The organism is Actinopolymorpha pittospori, from assembly GCF_014873875.1.
Taxonomy (GTDB): Bacteria; Actinomycetota; Actinomycetes; order Propionibacteriales; family Actinopolymorphaceae; genus Actinopolymorpha; species Actinopolymorpha pittospori.
The window spans coordinates 4,179,196-4,198,485 of sequence record NZ_JADBEM010000001.1 but is presented as its reverse complement, the minus strand read 5'-3'; the positions used below and the strand labels follow the sequence as shown (position 1 = coordinate 4,198,485).

Annotated in this window: 17 protein-coding genes and 1 pseudogene; 7 read left to right on the top strand and 11 right to left on the bottom strand. The window is 68.5% G+C overall.

Features of this window, described 5'->3' with window-relative positions:
* Positions 1 to 147: 147 nt before the first annotated feature.
* The 4 genes from HEB94_RS19875 to HEB94_RS19860 form a co-directional block, all read right to left on the bottom strand.
* Entirely contained in the window at positions 148 to 1,377 is a 1,230-nt protein-coding gene (locus HEB94_RS19875; RefSeq protein WP_192751286.1) for an IS110 family RNA-guided transposase, read from the bottom strand.
* A 392-nt stretch (positions 1,378 to 1,769) separates the two neighbouring features.
* Positions 1,770 to 2,831: an NAD(P)-dependent oxidoreductase gene (locus HEB94_RS53635; RefSeq protein WP_202896448.1), complete on the bottom strand. Its 1,062-nt coding sequence runs from the start codon at positions 2,829 to 2,831 to the stop codon at positions 1,770 to 1,772.
* A 75-nt stretch (positions 2,832 to 2,906) separates the two neighbouring features.
* Positions 2,907 to 3,812 (bottom strand): carbohydrate ABC transporter permease, encoded by a 906-nt coding sequence (locus HEB94_RS19865; RefSeq protein ID WP_192751285.1) that lies wholly within the window; start codon positions 3,810 to 3,812, stop codon positions 2,907 to 2,909.
* A 7-nt stretch (positions 3,813 to 3,819) separates the two neighbouring features.
* The gene (locus HEB94_RS19860; protein WP_202896447.1) at positions 3,820 to 4,794 is read right to left on the bottom strand and encodes a carbohydrate ABC transporter permease; all 975 of its coding nucleotides are present in this window, start codon (positions 4,792 to 4,794) and stop codon (positions 3,820 to 3,822) included.
* Between the two features lie 246 nt (positions 4,795 to 5,040).
* Here HEB94_RS19860 and HEB94_RS19855 point away from each other — a divergent pair, with 246 nt between their 5' ends.
* The 3 genes from HEB94_RS19855 to HEB94_RS19845 all read left to right on the top strand — a co-directional run bounded on the left by HEB94_RS19855 (position 5,041) and on the right by HEB94_RS19845 (position 8,747).
* A complete protein-coding gene (locus HEB94_RS19855; RefSeq protein ID WP_192751284.1) occupies positions 5,041 to 6,360 on the top strand; it encodes an ABC transporter substrate-binding protein in 1,320 nt (439 codons plus the stop codon).
* An 82-nt stretch (positions 6,361 to 6,442) separates the two neighbouring features.
* Complete coding sequence (locus HEB94_RS19850) at positions 6,443 to 7,075, top strand: alpha-ketoglutarate-dependent dioxygenase AlkB (RefSeq protein ID WP_192751283.1); 633 nt, start codon at positions 6,443 to 6,445, stop codon at positions 7,073 to 7,075.
* A 58-nt stretch (positions 7,076 to 7,133) separates the two neighbouring features.
* Positions 7,134 to 8,747, top strand: a complete 1,614-nt coding sequence (locus HEB94_RS19845; RefSeq protein ID WP_192751282.1) for a DUF885 domain-containing protein — start codon at positions 7,134 to 7,136, stop codon at positions 8,745 to 8,747.
* 52 nt (positions 8,748 to 8,799) lie between these two features.
* Here the strand turns inward: HEB94_RS19845 and HEB94_RS19840 are convergent, their stop codons facing one another.
* Both HEB94_RS19840 and HEB94_RS19835 read right to left on the bottom strand, forming a co-directional pair.
* Complete coding sequence (locus HEB94_RS19840; protein WP_337917818.1) at positions 8,800 to 9,819, bottom strand: GNAT family N-acetyltransferase; 1,020 nt, start codon at positions 9,817 to 9,819, stop codon at positions 8,800 to 8,802.
* Between the two features lie 43 nt (positions 9,820 to 9,862).
* Positions 9,863 to 10,501 carry a TetR/AcrR family transcriptional regulator gene (locus HEB94_RS19835; protein WP_192751280.1) on the bottom strand — a complete coding sequence of 213 codons (639 nt, stop codon included), beginning with the start codon at positions 10,499 to 10,501 and terminating at the stop codon, positions 9,863 to 9,865.
* Positions 10,502 to 10,624: 123 nt separating this feature from the next.
* On the opposite strand from HEB94_RS19835, the gene mca reads away from it, so the two are divergent.
* Positions 10,625 to 11,524 carry a mycothiol conjugate amidase Mca gene (gene mca, locus HEB94_RS19830; RefSeq protein ID WP_202896445.1) on the top strand — a complete coding sequence of 300 codons (900 nt, stop codon included), beginning with the start codon at positions 10,625 to 10,627 and terminating at the stop codon, positions 11,522 to 11,524.
* A gap of 25 nt (positions 11,525 to 11,549) precedes the next feature.
* Here the strand turns inward: mca and sigJ are convergent, their stop codons facing one another.
* Together sigJ and HEB94_RS19820 are read right to left on the bottom strand one after the other, a co-directional pair.
* Complete coding sequence (gene sigJ / locus HEB94_RS19825; RefSeq protein WP_192751279.1) at positions 11,550 to 12,455, bottom strand: RNA polymerase sigma factor SigJ; 906 nt, start codon at positions 12,453 to 12,455, stop codon at positions 11,550 to 11,552.
* A 61-nt stretch (positions 12,456 to 12,516) separates the two neighbouring features.
* Entirely contained in the window at positions 12,517 to 12,849 is a 333-nt protein-coding gene (locus tag HEB94_RS19820) for a hypothetical protein (RefSeq protein WP_192751278.1), read from the bottom strand.
* A gap of 412 nt (positions 12,850 to 13,261) precedes the next feature.
* On the opposite strand from HEB94_RS19820, the pseudogene HEB94_RS50810 reads away from it, so the two are divergent.
* Positions 13,262 to 14,764, top strand: a pseudogene (locus HEB94_RS50810) (HNH endonuclease signature motif containing protein).
* Positions 14,765 to 14,819: 55 nt separating this feature from the next.
* On the opposite strand, the gene HEB94_RS19805 reads toward HEB94_RS50810, so the two are convergent.
* Positions 14,820 to 15,380 (bottom strand): NUDIX hydrolase, encoded by a 561-nt coding sequence (locus HEB94_RS19805; RefSeq protein ID WP_192751276.1) that lies wholly within the window; start codon positions 15,378 to 15,380, stop codon positions 14,820 to 14,822.
* A gap of 175 nt (positions 15,381 to 15,555) precedes the next feature.
* Here HEB94_RS19805 and HEB94_RS19800 point away from each other — a divergent pair, with 175 nt between their 5' ends.
* A complete protein-coding gene (locus tag HEB94_RS19800; protein WP_192751275.1) occupies positions 15,556 to 15,939 on the top strand; it encodes a DUF5990 family protein in 384 nt (127 codons plus the stop codon).
* A gap of 59 nt (positions 15,940 to 15,998) precedes the next feature.
* Here the strand turns inward: HEB94_RS19800 and HEB94_RS19795 are convergent, their stop codons facing one another.
* Together HEB94_RS19795 and HEB94_RS19790 are read right to left on the bottom strand one after the other, a co-directional pair.
* Positions 15,999 to 17,348 carry a hypothetical protein gene (locus tag HEB94_RS19795; protein ID WP_192751274.1) on the bottom strand — a complete coding sequence of 450 codons (1,350 nt, stop codon included), beginning with the start codon at positions 17,346 to 17,348 and terminating at the stop codon, positions 15,999 to 16,001.
* A 191-nt stretch (positions 17,349 to 17,539) separates the two neighbouring features.
* Entirely contained in the window at positions 17,540 to 18,217 is a 678-nt protein-coding gene (locus HEB94_RS19790) for a TetR/AcrR family transcriptional regulator (protein WP_192751273.1), read from the bottom strand.
* Between the two features lie 103 nt (positions 18,218 to 18,320).
* Here HEB94_RS19790 and HEB94_RS19785 point away from each other — a divergent pair, with 103 nt between their 5' ends.
* Entirely contained in the window at positions 18,321 to 19,202 is an 882-nt protein-coding gene (locus tag HEB94_RS19785; protein ID WP_192751272.1) for an SDR family NAD(P)-dependent oxidoreductase, read from the top strand.
* Positions 19,203 to 19,290: the final 88 nt, after the last annotated feature.

Below are 19,290 nucleotides of genomic sequence, written 5' to 3'. Positions count from 1 at the left end.
GTGCTGCGACAGGGCCGCCGCGCGACGACGGCGTTGCGAGGTTCGGCGGATGCGTCGCGGTCCTCGCGACGAAGGAGACCCCGGACTGCTCCTAGGTCCGCCTCATCAGGGCGCCCGCCAGGCTAGACATCCCACGTTCGTAAGGTGTCAAGCGGCTTGGTGATCGGTTTGGTTGGTGGGGGGCCAGGCGGTCGTTTCGTTGTAGGGGGTGTGGTGGCGTAGGCAGCCGTGGAGGATGCCGACGAGTCGGTTGGCGAGTGTGCGTAGGGCTTGGTGGTGGGTGGCGCCGCGGGCTCGGTGGGTGTCGTAGTAGGCGCGTGCTCCTGGCGAGGCGCCCAAGGCGGCGAAGGCTTGCTGGTAGAGCGCATCAGCGAGTCGGCGGTTGCGGGCGTGTCGGGCCAAGACGACGCGTTTCTTGCCGGAGGCTTTGGTAACCGGCGCCATGCCGGAGTAGTTCTTGCGGGCGCGGGCGTCGGTGTAGCGGTGCGGGTCGTCTCCGAACTCGGCGAGCACCCGGGCACCAAGCGTCATGCCGAGCCCTGGCTGGCTCAGGTAGATCTCAGCGTCCGGGTGCCGACCAAAACCCGCCTCCACCTCACCCTCCAGGGTCTGGATCTGGCGGGACAGTTCGCTGATCACCGCGACCAGGGCGGCCACGCTGGCCGCGTAGGCGTCGACGACACCCTCCCGGGCGGGTAGCTGTTGGGCGGCCAGCGCGGTCACGATCGTCTCCGCGGTGCCGGGCAGGTTACGTTTGCGCCCGGCCCGGGCCAGCACCTGCTCCACCCGCTTCTGGGTCAACCGGGCCCCCTTGGCGGGGGTCGGCGCGAGGGTGAGCACGGCGAGTGCGTCACGGCTCGCCAGGTCGTCGAAGGCGGCCAGAGCGCCGGGGTAGAACTCGCGCAACGTGGAGCGCAGCGTGTTGGTCTGCCGCTGCCGAGACCACACCAGCGACTGGTGCGCCCGGGCCACCACCTTGACGTGCTCGGCCAGCGCGGAGTCCCCGGCCACGGGGCGATGGTGGGCACGGTCCAGCCGGACCAGCTCGGCCAGCACATGCGCATCCCCGGCATCGCTCTTGGCGCCGGAGACTGCGTGTCGTTCCCGGTAGCGGGCGGCCTGCAACGGGTTGACCGCATAGACGGTGTAGCCGGCCGCGATCAACGCCTGCACCCACGGGCCCCGATCAGTCTCGATCCCCACCACCACATCTACCGGCTCACCCTGATCGGGTAGATGATCAGCGACCAGCCCGTGCAATACGGCGATCCCGGCCACCCCTTCCGGCACCCGCCGCCGCACCAACCTTCGCCCACCCTCATCCACGATCTCGATGTCGTGATGGGACTCCGCCCAGTCATCACCCACGAACAACACCAGCCAGGCCTCCCTACACCCTCCTCGACAACACCACACGAGCCTGCGAGGAGACCCAGGCGACCTAATGGACCAGTGCTCACCGGCACGACATCCCACCAGCCCTACCGCTCCCCGACCACCAGCACGGGGCACGATCTAGCCATAGGTCTCAAACACAAGACCAGGGCGCGTAAGTGCTCACCGGCCAGCGGCTCAGACACCAGACTGGCAAAACCACCCGGTGCACTCCCATTAGGGTGCGTCTCCCACATCGAGCCGGTGAAGCGAGCGGTCCATCCGCGCCGCGGTGGCGAGGAGGAGCGCGCAGCGGTGTTCTACGCGCGACGAGGACAACGTGGCCAGCGTGGATGCGGGGTATCGCGAGTCAGGCAGGATGTGGGAGACACACCCTAGGACCCGACCTGGACCTCGAACGGCTGGAACTGGTCGAGAATCGCACGGGCGAAGGCCTCGTTGGCCTGCCGGGTTCGCCCGGCGTTGTGGGGTGTGTGGACGACGTTGGGCCGGCCCAGCAGCGGGTCGGTCAACGGGAGCGGCTCGATGTCGAAGACGTCGGCGGCGAGCGCGAGCTCGTCGGCGAGCACCCGTCGGCGCAGTGCCTCCATGTCACAGATCCGGGCGCGGGTGACGAGCACGACCAGACAGCCCTTCGGGAGGGCGTCGATGTGCGCGGCGGTGACGAGCCCCTCGGTGGACGGGATCAGCGGCACCATCGGGGCGAAGATCCCCGCGTCGCGCACCAGCCGCTCGAGGTGGAGTTCGCGACGCGCCCCGGCCCGGTGGAAGCTGGGCTCGGGCGCGAACGGATCCCAGGCCGCCACGTCCGCTCCCATCGTCGACACGAAGCTCGCGTACCGGCTGGCGATGTTGCCTGCACCGACGATGCGCACCCGGGCGCCGGCGACCGTGCCGCTCGTGAACCGCGGGTCGTCGCCGTACTGACCGCCACGTCCACCGGGGCGCGGTATGCCGCCCGGCGGTCGGTAGTCCCAGGGCGCCAGGTCGGTGAGGATCTCGTGGTGGAGCTGGGGGATCCGACGCAGCCCGCACAGCGTCAGCGCCAACCCGAACTCCGCGACCGACTGGCCCCAGAAGCCCTCGCTCGTGTGCCGGTGGACACCGACGCCACGCGCACGGAGCAGTTCGGCCTCCGGGAGTTCGCCGTAGCTGCCCAGCAGGGCCGCCTCGGCCAGGCCGGTGAACGCCGCGACCGACTCCGCGGTGACGGGACTGCCCAGTACGACGAGGCGGCGTACGCTGCCCGGATCCTTGACCACCTCGTGCACGGCACGGGTGTCGTCGAGATCCTGACGTAGGCACTCGAGCGGTGTCGATCCCGGCCACTGGGCTCGGAACGCCTCGGCCACCCACGGCCAGTCGGCGTCGAAGCGGGCGTGGGACACCAGCACACCACGACCTTCGTCGGAGGGCGTTGCGGGCTCGAACGTCACGCGATCCTCATTTCCGCCGGCTCGCACGAGGCCGGCCTCCACGTCCACCTCGACCACCTCCGGCCATCGACCGCCTCACCCCTTGAGTCCTACCGAGGCGATGCCACCGATGAGCTGTTTCTGGGCGACGAAGTAGAGCACGATCACGGGTATCAGCGTGATCAGGTTAGCGGCCATCAGCAGGTTCATCTGGTTGGTGTGGGTGGAGTTGAACGTCGCCAGCCCGACCGCGACGGTGTAGAGGCGGCTGTCGTTCAGGTAGATCACCGGCCCGAGCAGGTCGTTCCAGGTGCTGAGGAAGGTGAGCACCGCGCACACGGTCAGGGCCGGTGCCGACAGCGGCAGGATCACCGACCAGAAGATCCGGAAACTGCCGGCACCGTCCAGCCGGGCCGCCTCGTCGAGTTCACGCGGAATCGTCTTCATGTACTGCCGGATCAGGAAGATGAAGAACGCCGAACCGGTGAAAGACGGCACGATCAGCGGCAGGTAGGTGCCGTACCAGCCGATCCGGTGGAAGAGCAGGAACTGCGGGATCATCAGCCCCTGCCAGGGGATCAGCATCGTCAGCACGATCACCGTGAAGATGACCCGCTGCCCCCGAAACCGCATCCTGGCCAGCGGGTAGGCCACCAGGGCGCAGGAGACCACGGTGCCGAGGACGACGAAGATCTCGACCCAGATCGTGTTGAAGAGATAGAGCATGAACGGGCGGTCCGCCCCGAACAACGCGCGCCGGAAGTTCTCCCAGTGGAAGTCACTGGTCGGAAACCACTCGGGCGGGTTGGCGAAGAAGAGAGACTTGTCCGGCTTGAGCGCCACGGTGAGCATCCAGCCGAGCGGCAGGAGGATGAAGGCGCTCGCGAGGATGAGGAGCGCGTAGGTCAGGGCCAGCCGGAGTACGTCCCGCCCGTAGCGGTCGTAGAGGCCGCCCCGGCCGCGGGAGATGTCGCCGACCGGGGCCGACACCGAAGCGGTCATGGTCTGGCTACCTCGCCTCGTTCTCGTAGTAGACCCAGCGTTCGGACGTCCGCATGAGCACGAGCACGACCACGGCGCCGATCACGAAGAGCACCCAACTGAGAGCGGCGGCATAGCCGAGCCGGCCGTCGCGGAACCCCGCCTGCCACACGTACAGGAGGTAGAAGAGCAGCGAGTTGCCGTTGCCGCCGTTCGCGCCGCCGATGGTGTAGGCCGTGTCGAAGATCTGGAACGCCCCGATGATCGACGTCAGCAGGGTGAAGAACAGGGTCGGAGTCAGCATCGGCAGCGTCACGTGCCAGAACCTGCGCAGTGCGCCGGCGCCGTCGATCATCGCCGACTCGTAGAGCCCCGGACTGATGTTCTGCAGCCCGGCGAGATAGATGATCGCGCCGCCGCCGACCACTCCCCACAGACCCGTGACCACCATCGCGGGCACGGCCCAGCCCGGATCGTTGAACCAGCCGGGCGGATGGGCGACCCCCAGACCGCGGAGCAGACTGTTGACGACGCCGACGTCGGGGTTGAGCAACTGCTGCCACAGCACGGCGACAGCCACCCCGCTGAGCACCGACGGCAGGAACAGGATCGTGCGGAACACCCGGATTCCCCACACCCGTTGGTTGAGCAGCAGGGCACCCAGGAGCCCGAACACCATGTAGATGGGGACGGACAACAGCAGGTAGACGCCGGTGATGCGCAGCGACAGCCAGAACCGGTAGTCCTCCCCCACCATCTCCCGGAAGTTGTCGAACCCGACCCAGCGGGCCGGGATCTCCAGGGAGTAGTCGGTGAAACTCATGTAGAGAGAGAAGAGCAGCGGCCCGAGCAGGAAGGCGACCATGCCGATGATCCAGGGCGCGAGATAGGCATAGGCGACGAGGTTTCGGCGGCGTTCCTGACGCACCTGTTCGGGCGGCATGAAAGGACGTCCACGGCGCATTGACAGGATGCGCGGTCCGGCCGCGCGCGTCATCGTCATCGTTCCTCCCGAACCACCGGTGCGTCGTGGCCGAGCTGTTCTACTCGCGTAGATCTGCGGGATGTTATGCCCGGCCGGCGGCGGTGCACAAGGGGTTACAACGCGGTACGCCAGGGCCAACTTCGGCCAGGTCGACCCGGGCGATTTCCGCTTCCGACGAGCCCTTGTGATGTGCGGGCCCGCTGCGTAAGGTGCGGTCCATCTACGCGGGTAGACCTTCTGGATTCCTTGCGGGGAGCGGCTCGGATGACGCTTCGATCGGCACGTCGACGTTTCGCGGTCCTGGTCGCCGGCCTGGCCGCTGGTGCCCTCCTGACCGGCGCCTGCACCTCGCCCGCCGCGAGGTTCTTCGAAGCCGGCAACCGCAAGGACACCTTGACGATTACCACCTTCGACGCGATCGACGCGACCATCCTGAAGAGAGTGGGTGCCGAGTTCACCCGGCAGAACCCAGGGATGTCGGTGCAGGTGACGCAGATTCCCGAGGACGCCTACGTCACGAAGCTCCAGACGTCGATCCTCGCCGGTGACCCTCCCGACGTCGCCTACGTCTACACCGCCGGGCACATCACGTCGTTCCATCCACTGGACGACCTCGTGTACAAGAAGTACGGCCTCGACCCGGCCGACTACAACACGGCCACCCTGCAGTACGCCTGCGGCTACCAGGGGCACTTCTACTGCGTGGGCGGCTACGCCGGCGCGCTGGCGCTCTTCTACAACAAGAAGCTGTTCAAGGCCGCCGGGGTGCCCTACCCCGAGACGACGAGGCCGATGACCTTCGAGGAGTACGCCGAGGTCGCGAAGAAGCTGAGCAAACCCGACCGGGATCCCAAGCGGGCGATCTGGGGTGGCGAGGCGTCGGTGCCGACGTGGTGGGTCGACCTGCGGGCGTTCATGAGCCCCGATGGCCGCAAGGTGGAGTTGACGCGACCGAGCTACGTCCGCGAGTTCGAGACCATGGTCGCCATGATGCGCGACGGCTCGGCTCCGACCGCCGCCCAGCAGGCGGCGGTGGGCGCGGACGACGGAAACGCCGGCCTGTTCACCCAGGGCAAGCTCGCGATGACCATCGCCGGCAGCGACATGATCGACACGCTGAAGAGCGCGAACTTCCCTGAGGCCGACTACGGCCTCACCGCGACGCCGATCCCCGCGGGCACCAAACCGTGGATCAACGTGTGGTCGACGGCCTACGGCATCCCGCGCGGCTCCAAGCACCAGGCGCAGGCGGCGAAGTTCCTCGCCCTGTGGGGCACCTACGCGCAGAAACTGCAGGCCGACTACAACCTGATGCCGATGCTGGGATCGGCGGCCGACCAGTACTTCGCGCCGAAGGGCCCACGGCAGCGGGAGTTCGTCGAGGTGTCCCGGCTCGCGCGCGAGAGCCTGTTCACCCCGGACTTCTACGCTTGGGACGCCAACAACCAGGACGCGTTCAACGCGGCCGTCCGCGGCGAGAACGTCGAGGCCGCCCTCGTGACCGCCCAGAAGAAGGACCAACAGGTGCTCGACACCACCTGGGAGAAGTTCGACCGGGCGGCGAGCACGGTCGGGATCGACTGAATCGCCCCATTCCACCCCTCTGACCTGCACAGACACCTGACCACCGAACGCATGTTCGAAGAGCCGGGGTATGGTCGGGAGGGTGAGACCAGCGCTGCAGGCATCCCTCTTCGACGGCTTCGACGACGTCGGCCTGAACGATCTTGGCGAGTCCGTCCGCCGCGTGACGCTGACCCGTGGTGCGTGGATCGACCTTCGCCCCGGCTGGATGCGTGGCGCCGACGAACTCTTCGAGCGACTGCGCGAGGTCGTGCCGTGGTACGCCGAGAAGCGGGAGATGTACGAGCGGGTCGTCGACGTACCCCGACTCCTCTGCTTCTACGACGAGAACGCCGCCCTCCCCGACCCGGTCCTCGGCCAGGCGAAGGCTGCCCTCGACGCGCACTACGGCGAGGAACTCGGCGAGGCGTTTCGCACGGCGGGGTTGTGCCTCTACCGGGACGGCCGCGACAGCGTCGCCTGGCACGGCGACCGGATCGGCCGCAGTCGCACCGAGGACACCATGGTGGCGATCATCTCGCTCGGCGAGCCGCGTTCGCTGATGTTGCGGCAGCGCGGCGGAGGCGGCGAGACCATCCGGCAGACCCTCGGCCACGGCGACCTCATCGTGATGGGCGGCTCCTGCCAGCGAACCTGGGAGCACTGCGTGCCCAAGACGGCGCGACCGGTCGGGCCGAGGATCAGCGTCCAGTTCCGCCCCTTCGGCGTTCGCTGAGCGGCGCCCCACATCCACGCTGGCAGCGTTCTCCCACGGCAGGACTATGGTGCACGGAATGACCCCCGTCTTCGCCCTCTGCGCCCGCTACGTCACCGACTCCGCGGCGCTGGATCCGATCGCGGCCGGCATCAGGGGAGTCGTCGACGGGTTCGTCGACGCGACCGACTACGGCCCCGACGGTTACGCCGCGCGCGCTGACCTGATCCGCTCGACCCTGGCCCGCCTCGCCGAACTCCCGGTCACCGGCGCGCCCGACCAGCGGGCGGCGGGCCACCTGCGCGAACGACTCGAGGCCGAACTCGCGTGGCTTGGAACGGTCGACGCGCTGAGCCTGCGGGCGCAGTTCGGGACGCTCGACGCCATCCGTGACAGCGTGGAGGTCCTGCCGCACGGCTCCGACGACGACTGGCGAAACGTCGCGGCGCGACTCGCCGCCGTACCCCGGATGCTCGCGGGCTGGCGCGACAGCCTGGACGCGCTGCTCGACCGGGGCATGCCCGCGGCGCGCCGGCAGGCGCTGGAGACCGCGGCCCTGGCCGACCGGTACGGCGACGGCATCCACTCCCCGCTGCTCACGGAGTACGCCGACGGACCGATGGCCGACGAGCTGGCCGCGGCCGTCGAAGCCGCACACGCCGGTTACGGCGACCTCGCGACATACCTGCGCCACCACTACGCGCCGCGTGCCACCGAGACCGACGGCGCGGGTGCCGAACGCTATGCCGTGGGCGCGCGCCTCTCCCTCGGATCTGACCTCGACCCGGCCGAGGCCTACGCGTGGGGTTGGGAGGAGCTACGCCGGGTCGAGGCCGAGATGGCCCTCGAGGTCGACCGGATCCGTCCGGGGGCGACGGTGGAGGAGGCCATCGCCCTCCTGAACGAGACCGAGTACGTCGTCGGGACCGACGCCTATCTCGCCTGGCTCCAGGAGCGACACGACCAGGCGCTGGTCACGCTGCAGGGCACCCACTTCGACATCGCCGAGCCGCTGCGCCGGGTGCAGGTGACTCTCGCGCACGGATCGGCGGCGGGCTCGGCGTACTACACCGGTCCGAGCGAGGACCTGCGCCGGCCCGGGCGCACCTGGTGGCCGCTCGGCGGGCGGGAACGCTTCCACACCTGGGGTGAGCTCACGACTGTCTTCCACGAGGGCGTGCCCGGACACCACCTGCAGATCGGCGCGTGCCGGGTGGCCGGCGACCAGCTCTCCCGGTTCGCCAAGTTCTCGACGGTCTCGGGCCACAGCGAGGGCTGGGCTCTGTATGCCGAACGCCTGGCGGACGAGCTCGGCTGGTTCACCGAGCGTGGTACCCGCCTCGGCATGCTCATGGGCTCGGCGATGCGGGCGGCCCGGGTCGTGATCGACATCGGCGTTCATCTGGACCTGCCGCTTCCGGATGGTTCGCGCTGGACGTTCGACACGGCCTGCGACGTGCTGCTGCGGCGTGGGCGCGCGCAGCCCCACCGCGTGCGTCCGGAGATCGCGCGTTACTTCGGCTGGCCCGCCCAGGCGATCTCCTACAAACTGGGCGAGCGCGCCTGGCTCGCCGCCCGGGAGGCGGCCCGCGCCAGGCCCGACTTCGAGCTGCGCAGCTGGCACACCAAGGCGTTGGCCCTCGGCCCGATCGGGCTCGACAACCTGTCCTTGACGCTGGCCGAGCTCGACTGACGTCGCGCGGATCAGACGCGGATCAGGGATCGCGCGGATCAGAGGTCGCGGATCAGAGGTCGCGCTGCCAGTCCTGAACGCTCTCCACGATCCGGAACCCGAGCTCCTCGTTGATCGCCACCATGGGGCCGTTCTGGACGGCGTTCCAGGTCTCGATCCGGGCGACCTCGGGATGACGTTCCTGCAGGATCCGCAGGTTGGTGACCTTGAGCGCGAGGCCGAGCCGGTGGCCGCGGTGGTCGGGCAGGACCAGGGTGTCCGCCTGGTAGGCCCGGCTCGGATCGTGCTGGGACACCCGCAACGCCGTGTGCCCGGCCAGCGACCCGTCCGGTGCGACGGCGACGGTGACGTGCAGGGTCCGGCCCCGCCCGAAGGTTCTGGCCTCGTCCTCGCGCAGCCGCTCGACATCCCAGATCTCCGGCTCGTACTCGACGCCACCGCTCGGCGCCTCGACACTCAGCAGGCCTCTGAACCGCGCGTACTGCTCGGCGTACGGCTCGGGGCAGGCGCCGGTCCACGACTCCAGCCGGTAGGCCGAGGCACGCTCGGCCGCCTTCGTCGCGAGCGCGGCGAGGCGGGCGTCGTCGGCCGGGAGCCGTGACTGTCGGCGAAGCTCGGTGTTGCGCAGGCTGAAACCCCGCCGGGTGGCGAAGGAGATCCCGGGCCAGTCGGCGGGCTCGACGCCTTCTGGCAGGTAGATGTCGGTCAGGAGGCTGGTGCGGCCCTCGGTGCGCGCCCGCTCCTCGACGTACTCATACAGCGCGGACCCGACACCTGCGCCGCGGTGCTCGGGCTCGACCACGACGTGGAACAGCGCGAGGCGTTGGTTCTCCCGCAACGGGAGCGCGAGGTTTCCGGTGCCCACCACGCCGTCGCCGTCCAGGGCCGCGAAGACCTCGTTCCGCTGGTGAGCCGAGGGACGTTGGTAGGCGACCAGCGTCTCCTGGAAGGTGGCGTTCGTCGCGTCGACCCGACCTGCCGCGAGCCCGGCCGCGTTGGCGTCGTACCAGGCTCGAAGTCCAGCCTCGTCGTCCAGCTCGATCGCGACGATCTTGAGTTCAGGGATCCGCACGGTGGCGTAGCCTGCCACGTCCGGCCGGGGTCACGCCATGCAGTTACTGGCGCACGGCGTGCCAACCGAGCGCGGGCTCGAGCAGGTCGAACGCCTGCCTGGCCAGCGGTTCGAGACCACCGGCGATCTGGTCGTCGGACTCCCCCTCCGCGGTACGGCGGAGTACCTCCTGGAAGAGCACGCGGTGGGTCGCGTTCAGTTGGGCGGCCACTAGGAGCGGCGGCGGGTCACCGCCAGGTTGGCCAGCGAACGTCCCCTCGCCGGCGAGGACCTCGGCGAGGGTTTGCTCGCGCTGCTCGTCGATCTCCCGAAGCCGCGCCACCAACGTGGGACTGCCGAGGACGAGACCCGCGAACGACGGGCCGGAGAACCCGAGCAGCGCGTCCCGGCGTTCGAGCGCGGCGAAGTGGGCCTCCCGGAGTGCGCCCAGGGCGGACTGACCAGCCGCACGGTTGGCGACGGTCTCCGCGGGCCAGCGAACCATCGCCTCGTGCAGGTCGAGGACGAGGTCCTCCTTGCGCGGGAAGTGGTTGGTCACCGTCATCTTGGCGACGTCGGCGGCGGCCGCGATCTGCGCGATCGTCACGGCGTCGAAGCCGCGTTCGATGAACAGCCTGGTCGCGACGTCTGAGATCTCCTGACGCGTCTGCTGCTTCTTCCGCTCGCGAAGTGTCGAACCCATGCCCGCAGCCTACTCGATGATTTAGGTCCAACCCATCTTTAGGTTTGACATATTCATTAGGTTAAGCCTAACTTCATCGAAGGAACCAGTCGCCGCACGGATGCACGCCTGATGGGAGACCCCATGACCGAAGCACCACGCCGTTCCGGACAGCGTCTGATGGCCGTGCACGCGCACCCCGACGACGAGTCCAGCAAGGGTGCGGCGACGATGGCGAAGTACGTCGCCGAAGGTGCCGACGTGCTCGTGTGCACCATGACGGGAGGCGAACGCGGCGACATCCTCAACCCGGCCATGGACAGACCGGGGGTCCGACGGGAGCTGCCGCGGCTGCGCCGCGAGGAGATGGACCGCGCCCGCGAGATCCTCGGCATCCGCCAGCGCTTCCTCGGCTTCCTCGACTCCGGCCTGTTCGGCCAGGGCACCGCACCACCCGAGGGATCGTTCGCGGCGCAGGACCCCGTCGTCGCCGCGCGCCCGCTCGTCCATGCCATCCGGGAGTTCCGCCCACACGTCCTCGTGACGTACGACACCCATGGTGGTTATCCGCATCCCGATCACGTCATGACCCACCGCGTCGCGGTGGAGGCGTTCGCCGCGGCGGGCGACGCGAGCCGACACCCCGGCGCCGGTGACCCGTGGCAACCTTCCAAGCTGTACTACATCACCGCCTTCAGCAAGGCGTACTTCACGGCCATCCACCAGGCGATGACCGAGTCAGGACTGGATTCTCCGGCCGGTGAGGTCCTTCGCGAGTGGGACGATTCCCAGGCCACCTGGGTGAGCACCACCCGGGTCGAGTGCGCCGACTACTTCCCGATCCGGCGACAGGCACAGCTCGCCCACCGAACCCAGGTGGACCCGAACGGCCCCGCGCTCGCCTGTCCGCTCTCCCTCGAACAGCTGACCTGGCCGACCGAGGACTACCACCTCGCCGTGTCCCGCGTCCGCACGGACGTGCCGGAGGACGACCTGTTCGCCGGCATCGCCGTCGAGCGAGCGGATCTGATCACAGCCCGGTAGCGCGGGACGGGTCGGTCCCGACGACTCAGACCCGTACTCGAAGGTGGACCAGCTTGTCGGGTGCCATGACCAGGTCGATGCGGGTGATGCGCCCTTCCCACACGGTGAGAGAGACGACGGCGGTGACCGTCTCACCGCGAGCCACGGCCAGGCCGCGGGCGCCGTTCACGTCGAGGGGTACGACCCGCTCGTCCGGCCCGAGCTTACGGGTGGCACCGAGCAGGAAGCGGGCGACACGGTCGGCCCCATGGACAGGCCGCCGTGCGGCGGTGACCTTGCCTCCGCCGTCGCTGGTCAGGGTCACATCTGGATCGAGCACCGCCAGCAGGTCGGCGAGATCTCCCCCGGCCGCCGCGCGGGTGAACGCGGCGACTGTCGCCTCGTGTTCGGCGGCGTCGACGTCGATCCGGGGTGCGCCGGCGGCGACATGCCGACGGGCACGCGTGGCGAGCTGGCGAACCGCGGCGCTGGACCGGCCGACGACCCGGGCTATCTCACTGAACTCCATGCCGAACAGGTCGTGCAGCACCCAGGCGGTGCGTTCGGCGGGGCTCAGGGTCTCGAGCACCACCAGCAGAGCGAAGCTCACCGTGTCGTCGAGGGTGACCCGGTCAGCCGGATCAACCGAACCCAGGTGCCGGGGATGGAGCGCGTCGCCGACCACCGGCTCCGGGAGCCACGGCCCGACGTACCTCTCCCTGCGTACTCGCGCCGACCTCAGGACGTCCTGGGCCCTGCGAACGACGGCGACTGTTGCCCAGGCTTCGACGTCGAGGACGGGCTCGCGGGCGTTCGCCTCGGCGAGACGCAGCCAGCAGTCGGAAACGACATCCTCCGCCTCGGTGTAGCTACCGAGGACGACGTAGGCGATCCGCAGCAGTCGTGGCCGTGCCTGCTCGTACGCCTCCGCGAGTTCCGCTTCGGTTCTCATGCTCCGTCCATGGCCTCGGCTTCGTCGTGGCGTAGGAGGGCGACCGTCCGGGTCGGCCGCATCAGTGCACTCGCTTCGTGCGGACAGGCAGCAGGAGCAGTGCGGCCAACACGACCGTTCCGCCCAGAGCGATCACGTTCAGGATCCAGTCCGCGCCGTGATACATGTCGAGATGAGCGCTGTGGTAGGCGTGATGCGGAATGCTGAAGGCAAGCCAGGTGGCACCCGCGAGCCGTACCTGGAAGTCGTTGGCCGGCCGAAGCGCACTCCCCACACTCAACACCAGGAGCGCCAGATAGAGGCCGCCGGTGTCACGTGCCAGGTGCTCGTTATAGGGGCCGAGGACCAGAAGCCAGTGGTGGGCCGGCCCGGGAAACGATGCGTACCACGACACAGGCGCGAACGAACGCCGCCCACACCCCGACAAAGGCTGCCGTCAACGCCAGGACGACCAGAATCCAACGTCGAACACCTGCGCTCATACCCAGATGACGATATGCGAAGTCCCGATGTGACATCTCGGGGTCGCGTGTGGCGGACTCCGATCGGACGGCGGTTCTGGGCCCCGGCGCGGGCCGCCCGCTACGTCGCAAATGAGAGAACTCCTCCAATCTGCGTCCCCGTCCGGCCGTTAGAGCCTGAGCACTGGACATGCGCCCAGACGGCGGCGGAGGGCGGAGAGTGCGGCTGGGCGGGCTCTCCGGAGACCAGCCTCGTCAATGTGATGGCGCAACCTGCGTCGCATCGTTCGCGGAGCTTCGAACCTGACGAAGAACTGTCAGGAGGAGTTTCGTCAGTTGACCTGGATGCCTTTGTTTTACGGGGTTTGTTGTCGGTGGTCGGGTCTAGGTTTGGTCATGGACACCGGCGCTGGCAGCGGGGGTGCGGGCTTCGCGCATCCGTTGATGCGTTGGCTTGCCGATGTTGGTGCGGGTATTGACGCGGCGATCGAGTGTCCAACGTTGTCGTTGCCGCTGGATCAATACGAAGGGGCGTTGCGGCAGATCGCTGTCTGCGAGGCGAGGCTCGCATCGTTGCGGTTGTCTCTGACGCGGCAGGGCGAGCTGAACGAGGTCAGGAAGCTGAGCGGTGCTGCGAATACCGCGGGGTGGGTGCAACAGGTGACGCGGATGGGGCGGCGCGAGGCGTCGGTGTCGGTCCGGCTCGCGAAAGCGCTGGACCAGACGATCCGAGCGACCGGTTGCGCGCTTTCCGAGGGTGAGATTTCGTTGGGTCAGGCGCAGGTGATCGAACGCGCGATCCGACGGTTGCCCAACGACGTCGACGCCGCCGTACGGGCGGAGGCGGAAGCGTTCCTCCTGGACAGCGCTCAGGATCTTGATGTCGATGACTTGGACAGGGCCGGGAAGCATCTGTATGAGGTGGTACTGGTCGCACCGGAGGATGCCGAGCGTCGGATCGGAAAGCAGTTGGAGGAACAGGAGCGCCGGGCTCGGGAGAGCAGGACCCTCAGCTTCGGGCCCGTGCGGGACGGGATGGGCACCATGTTCGTGCGCCTGGACGTGCCCACTCTCGCGATCCTGTAGGCGCTGCTGGATCCGCTGGCTCGCCCTCGTCCCAGCGGTCCTGACGGGCCGGACCTGCGCAGCAGCGAACGGCGTTATGCAGACGCCTTCGCCGAGTTCCTCGGTGTCGCGCAGGCGGCAGCGAACGCACCCACCCGCGGCAGCATCAGGCCGCGCCTCACCCTGACAATGTCCCTGGCCGACCTCGTGGCCAGGCTCGGCTACGGCACTCTCAACTCCGTGCTCACCGACTCCGGCCCCGCGCACCTGCACGTGAAGACCCACGCCGGAGCCGGCGGCGGCTTGAACGGTGGCGGCACAACAGACGGGCGCGGCGGACAGACCCTGATCGGCTACCGGATCACCGGGCCGCCGATGTCAGCCACCTTGGTGCGACAGTTGGCGTGTGACGCGGAGATCATCCCCGTGGTGCTCGGTGGTGACGGGGCCGTCCTCGACCTCGGCAGAGGCACTCGCCTGTTCACCTCCTCCCAGCGACACGCCCTCGCCGAGCGGGACGGCTACTTCTGCCACTTCCCCGACTGCAGACGACCCGAGAAATGGACCGAAGCGCATCACATAAAACACTGGGTAGACGGCGGAGCAACCGACCTCAACAACGGCGTCCTCCTCTGCCAATACCACCACACCGTCATCCACACCCAAGGCTGGACCGTCCGCATGAGCAGCGACGGGCACCCCGAATACCTCCCGCCGCCATGGGTCGACCCGTACCAGGCCATCATCCGACCCGACGACCGGACGCTGGTACGCCGACCCTGAACCGGCGGGGAGCAGCGGCGCCTCGGTTCAGCCAGCCGGGTTCATTCCGCCCGGTTCAGTCCGCCGGGAACAGGCTCCCGGCTCGAAACAACGTCTCGCGAAGGTTCGCCTCGGTGGTGACCTCGTGCGCCTCGGGCAAGCTGAGCCAGCGCAGCGGGGCGTCGGGCTTCTCCGGACGGACCGCGACGGGATCGGATGTGGCCATCACGAACCGCAGATCCGCGTGCTCGTGGGCGGGCTCGTCGCCCTTGGCGGGCACCGGGACGATCACCACGTGGAGGAGCGCCTCGTCCGGCCACGGCGTGAGATCCGTGAGCCCGGTTTCCTCGCGTCCCTCCCGCAGCGCGACACCGAGCGGATCGATCTCACCGGGATCTCCGTGGCCCCCGACCTGCAACCACGCCTGGAGTCGCTCGTGCCAGCGCAACAGAACCCTGCCACTGTCGGGGTGGACGACCAGGGCGGATGCGGTCACGTGCAAGGGGATGGAGCGTCTCCACGGGTCAGGCTCCGCCTCCACCAACGCCCGAATCCGGGCCAGGTCGGCGATCTCCGCCGCGCCCTGTGGTTGGTATCGGGAGAGCAGATCGACAACCGTTCCAGGAGCAGCCACCATGCCGGCCAGCCTAGCGACCCGCACTCGAGGCCCGAGGTCCACTCCCGGCAGCGCTCACGCGGAGGCGTTGACGCCGTACGCATGGCAACCGAAGCTTGTCTCGCCGTCCACAGCGAAAGGAGCTCGCCATGGTCGAGATACCGATCCGCATCCTCGGACACGACATGCCGACGGCATGGTGCGCCGAGCACGGCGTACCCCAGCTCGGCATCAGCCGAAGAAAGGAGGTATCGACATCGTCTCCACACAGGAGGACAGTGCGAAGTTCGAGCTCACCGTCGACGTGATCGATGGCCCGGACGGCCTGGACTTCCGTGGACCCTACGTGCAGGGCCGCAAGGGCGAGCGCTTTCTCTACCTGAACTGGGGCCAGGCCGGCGCGGACGGATGGACCGGGGTACGCCGGGCCAAGCTCCAGCTACTCACGATTGACAGGTCACTCGTGGAAGCCGCCATGGGCGGAAGCGTCCTGACCGCCGACCTCTCGCTGAGCGACGCTCGTGGAGCGCCCGCGACCGCGTCGGTACGATCCCCTTTACTGCGTTGGCGAACCGAATGACCAGCCCCGCCCACCCCCGACGCCATGGGCATTCGCCTCGCGTCAGCGCGTGCGGGACGTCAGGCTCCATGCAGTCGGAAAAGTCGAGCCGCACCAGGCTCCAACGTCACCGGAAGCACCTGACCCGCGGGCGGTCCGTCCAACCGCCTTGGCAGGTATCTGCCACTGATGTCGAACTCGTACGCCCGGACGACCTCGGGCCCGAGGGTGAGTGACGTACTCGCCGTCGAGTCGAAGGACCTGTTGGCGACCAGGAGCCACCGCAGTCGCTGCGCGGGACGATCGAAGAAGCGGCCCAGGATCACCGCACTCCCGCTGGCCGAGGAGACCCACGAGTCACCATGGAAGATCTCGACGCCCATCGGCGGTGCGGCCTCACCGAAGTGCGTGACCGACTCGGAGGTGAGCGGGAGAAGCTGTCGGCCCACCGGACGCAGGTAGTCGTTGTTGATACGCGCTGCGGCATCGTAGAGAGGCGTTCGTTCACCCTCCCTGGAGATCAACGCGTGCTGGAACACCTCCGGCGGCTCGGGCGTCCAGTACGTGAAGTACTGAATCCCCTTGCAGCCATAGGCGAGACTGACGTTGATCTGCCAGCGGAGTTCGGCCTCCGTGGGCAGCCGGTAGGCGAGGTGCTCGCACGCCTGGATGAAGACCCAGGAGGGCAGACCCGTCCGGAGCGCCTTGTCCCGAACGAGAACCCAGTTGTAGAAGTAGTCGTCGCGCACCCCACTCGGCTTGAACAACGCGTAGTGGTCGAAGGAGAGGAAGGCGGGATCGACGTCGCCGACGTAGCGGTCGAGGTAGTCCTGATAGGTCGGGGTTCCCAACTGCTCCGCGTTCGCGTAGGTGGGAAACAGGTTGACGTAGGGCAGCAGGTCCGGCCGCAGGTCCCGCAGCAGCTCCGTGACCGTACCGATCTGCGCGAACATGCCGGCGTTCGGCTCGTCCTGAATGTTGATTCCGGAGAACGCCGAGGAGTGCTCGTAGTCTGCCAGGGTCGAGGCGACGACCGACGACCACTGCTCCGGTGGATAGTTCGCGATACCGCTGATGCGGGTGTCGATGACGACAGCGGCGAGATCGTTGGCGGCGGCGGCCGTCAGCATCGCCTCGTTGGCAGCACCGTCCTGAACGCCGTTTCCGCCGGTGACAAAGGTGAATCCAGCTTCGGCGATCTCCGCGTACCGCGCCACGGTCGTCTCCTGCGGAGGTGGCGGCCACCAGAAGCCGATCGGGAAGGCGCCGCGGCGCAGCAGGTCCGGTGCCTCCATCGCGTCCGCGACCGCGGCCTGCGCGACCGAGTCCCCACTCGCCCACAGCGCCGGCAGCGCGAGGGCACCCGCACCCGCGCCTGACAACCGCAACAGACTTCGCCGGCTCACGGCCTGACCGACGACGCTTCGCACCCTCGTGTCCTTCACGGCAACCCCCAGGACGTCCGAAGACGTCCGGCCTCGTAGCCAACCAAGACACCGGTAGAGAAAACCGGCTGCGAACCAGGACTCCCCAACGATGATCGTCAAGGAGTCGTCGGGGTCGCAACCGTGTGCGCTGGCCAGGTTTGTCCCGTCCCACCGTCAGCGGGCAGGTGTGCCTGTCAGCGCGACTGGCGGGCGAGCAGTCCCGAGATCACCACCTCGGACATCTCGCACAGGCTCTTGGTGAAGTCGAGCCGCCAGACCGCGAGTGACGGGTCGGCCTCGTAGGCGGCGATCACGGCGGCGGTCGGATGCGAATGTGTCCACATCGCCCCCGCGGTGAGCATGAACGCCGCGGTGAACCGAAGCGCGTCGCGCTCGCCCAACTCGGGCACCCTCTGGCGGACCAGTTCGGCGAGTCTCGTGACGTGCCCGATGCTGTCCTGCTTGTACTTCGCGGCGGCCTCGCGCGAAACGTTGCGTTCGAGTACGGCGGCCTGGGAGCTGATCAGGTCGCACAACACCGGGTGGTCCGCCAACGAGGTCGCGAGCGCCCGGGCCAACTGGTCGCCCCGCTCCGAAGGCGGCGCGTCGGCGTCGATCGCGACGGCCAGCGTCGCGTCGAGGTCGTCCAGCCACTCCCGCGACTTGGCGTTGGCGAGTTCGAAGAGCACCGCCTCGCGGGACTCGAAGTAGCGGAGCACGTTCGACTTCGCGAGACCCACCCGCCGGCTCAGCTCGTTGAGGCTGACCTGCGCCACGGACATCTCCGCCAGCATCGCCGCCGCGGTGTCGAGGATCGCCCGCCGACGTACCTCTCGCTGCTCGTCGCTGCGTGCGCGCTGGAAGGAGGTCATGACGGGGAGTCTACAGACCTCCGGTCTCTTGTCATCAGACCGCCGGTCTGTTAGCTTCTCCCATAACAGACCGATGGTCTCTAGAGATTGAGAAGGAGTCCCAATGACCAACAAGGTGTGGTTCGTCACCGGAAGCGCACGCGGCCTCGGCCGAGCGATCATCGAGGGAGCACTGCGGGCCGGCGGCCGGGTCGCCGCCACCGCGCGCGACGAGGGACGTCTCGACGACCTCGTCCGGACATACGGAGAGGCCGTCCTGCCGATCCGGCTCGACGTGGCCGACGCGGCGGCCGCACGCAGGGCCGTCGAGGAGGCGGTCCGGACATTCGGCCGGATCGACGTCGTCGTCAACAACGCGGGATACGCCAACCTGGCCTCCGTCGAGGACACGACCGAGGAGGACTTCCGCGCCCAGGTCGAGACCAACCTCTTCGGGGTCGTCAACGTCACCAAGGCGGCCCTGCCCGTTCTACGCCGACAGGGTCAGGGCCGGATCATCAACGTCTCCTCGGTCGGCGGGCGGGCCACCACCCCGGGTCTTGCCCCGTACCAGATGTCCAAGTGGGCCGTGAGCGGCTTCAGCGAGGTGCTCGCCCAGGAGGTCGCACCACTCGGGATCAAGGTCACCGCGATCGAACCCGGCGGCATGCGTACGGACTGGGCAGGCAGCTCCATGACGGTCGCCCCCCTCTCCAACGCCTACGCACCGACCATCGGCGTCCTGGCCGGCATCGTCGGGAACATCGCCGCCCGGGCGGCCGGAGATCCCGCGAAGGTCGCACAGGCCGTGCGCAGGATCGTCGAGATGGACGACCCGCCGGTCCGCATCCTGCTCGGCTCCGACGCGCTGACCGTCGCCAAGGCCGCCGCCGATGCACTCGCGACGAGCGACGCGTCCGTCGAGGAGCTCAGCCGCTCGACCGACCATGACGACGCGACGCCGGCCGAACTCGATCCGCTCGGCGTCGGCGCCCGTTCCGAGTAACGGCGCCCGACCGCCTGAGGGATCTCACCGGGACGTCGCTGCCGGGCTAGGCGTGTCCTGCGGATCATGGTCGAGTGGTGAGCGGGGG